The organism is Bifidobacterium sp. POST2/T3 (B1) (assembly GCF_058197115.1).
In genome coordinates this window covers 1-2,235 of sequence record NZ_JBVPQK010000416.1, presented here as the reverse complement: position 1 = coordinate 2,235, position 2,235 = coordinate 1, and the positions used below count along the sequence as shown (strand labels likewise).

The window sequence follows — 2,235 nt, the reverse complement described above, 5'->3', positions numbered from 1 at the left end:
AAGATCATCCTGGATCTGGACACTGGCATCGACGACACGCTGGCTCTGTCCTACGTCCTGGGCTCCCCGGATGCCGAGCTGATCGGAATCACCGGCACCTATGGCAACGTGGTGCTCGACCAAGGCGTCGACAACGATCTGCGGCTGCTGGCCATGTACGGCAGGGAGGACATCCCGGTCTTCAAGGGGATCGATCACCCCAGCACGGCCGACTCATTCAGCGTTCCGCCGGACTCCGAGATCTTCCACGGGGCCAACGGCACCGGCAACATCGAAATCCCCGCACAGACCGACCGGCAGGCCAGCCAACAGAGCTCGGTGGACTTCATCATCGACGCGGTCCGCCGTTACCCCAAGGGCGAGCTGGTCGTGGTGCCCACCGGCGCCCTGACCACCATCGCCGCCGCCCTGGAAAAGGCCCCCGACATCGTCGACCGCATCAGCATCGTCATGATGGGCGGCACCCTGACCCAGCCGGGCAACGTGGGTCCATTCGCAGAGGCCAACATCAACCAGGATCCCGAGGCAGCCAACCGTGTCTTCGCCACCACCGCAGACATCACCATGGTCGGTCTGGACGTGACCACCCAGGCTCTGATGAGCCGCGAGGACACCGAGGCTTTGCGCGCCACAGGCACCAGCGCCGGCCGCTTCCTGGCAGACATGACCGATTACTACATCGACATCAGCGAAAAGGAGAGCGGAGTCTACCTGGGCGGCTGCAATTTGCACGATCCCCTGGCCGCCGCTGTAGCCATCGACCCCAGCCTGGTCACCACCTTCGCCACCAACCTGATGGTCGAGACCGAGGGACCGCAGCGGGCCCGTACCATCGGCGACCCCAGCAGGCTCCTGGACCCGGTCAAAAACACCAAGGTGGCCCTGTCGGTCGACACCGAGCGGTTCACCCGACGCTTCATGGACAGGCTCCTGACCCTGGTGCGCAAGACCGAGAGCGAACGATAGAAGGACGGCAGTCATGAGCGAATCCATCACCACAACGGCTACCGAAGCGACCGTGGAGGAAAACCGCCGCAGCACCAAGCGGGCTCTGCCCGCCCTGCTTACCATCTTCCTGCTGGGGACACTGATGATCCAGGCCTTCAACCTGGTCTTCCAGAACGTGGGCGACTCCCTGGGGATGTCCGCCAACGCCTCGCTGATCAGCACCCTGCCCGGCATCGTCCTGGGTGTGGTCTGCATGCTCTACGGCACCCTCTGCGACTACATCTCCCCCCGTAAGATGACCCTGTTCGGAGTGGGCGCCCTGATCATCGGCAGCCTCCTGGGCTTCTTCGGCGCATCGAACTTCTGGGCTGTCGTCCTGGCCCGCATGATCCAGACCGCGGGCGGTCAGGTGGCCGGCTCGGTCTTCCTGGTCATGGCCATGAAGTACCTGAGCGACAAGGAGCGTGCCTTCTACCTGGGCATCTTCAACGCCGTCTACTACGCCTCCTCCGCTGTGGGCATCTTCGCCGGCGGACTGATCACCTCCATCGACTGGCGCTACCTTTTCCTGGTACCCCTGGTCTCCGTCCTGCTGATTCCTCCGGTGCTCAAGTACACACCTGACACCGGCATCAAGGGTGAGCGCATCGATGTCTTCGGCATCGCGCTGTTCGCGCTTATCGCCGGATTCGTGGCCGTCTACTTCTCCTTCCCGGCCACCTGGATGTTGGGGGTGCTGGCCGTCCTGATCCTGATCTTCGCCGGCTATGTCTGGAAGGGCGCCAACCCCTTCTTGAGCCGCGGGTTCGTAACCAACGGCGCCTATATGGCTGTCCTGCTGGCCCTCTTCGTCTTCTACTTCTTCAACTTCGCCTGCGTGCCCATCTACAACGTGATCGGCGACCGCATCTACGGGATCTCCCTGAGCCAGGTCTCCCTCTGCCTGACCATCGTCTACATCGTGGCCACCCTAGTGGGCTGCCTGTCCGGAGCCATCATGAACGCCATGGGACGCCTGCCCATGCTGATCCTGTCCGCCCTGCTCATGATCGCTGGAGCTGCCGGTTCTGCCCTGATGCTCACCTCGGGCTTCTGGGTCCTGACCGCGCTGGCCTCGGTCTTCATTGCCGGCATCACCATGTCCTACACGCCCCTCTACGACTCCTTCTCGGCCACTTTGCCCGTGGACCAGAACGGCCGCGGCATCGGGATCGGGGATCTGATGATGAACACCTCGGCCTCCATCGGCATGGCTGTCTACAGCGGACTCATGGCCAATCCCCAATT

General features: G+C 63.1%; 2 protein-coding genes. Both read left to right on the top strand.

The window, feature by feature from the left end; all coding sequences use genetic code 11:
• The coding region (locus tag AC0AP0_RS12315) for a nucleoside hydrolase (protein ID WP_490430692.1) at window positions 1-966 on the top strand (966 nt) is incomplete at its 5' end.
• 13 nt (window positions 967-979) lie between these two features.
• On the top strand, window positions 980-2,235 hold a 1,256-nt coding region (locus AC0AP0_RS12310; RefSeq protein WP_490430691.1), incomplete at its 3' end, for an MFS transporter.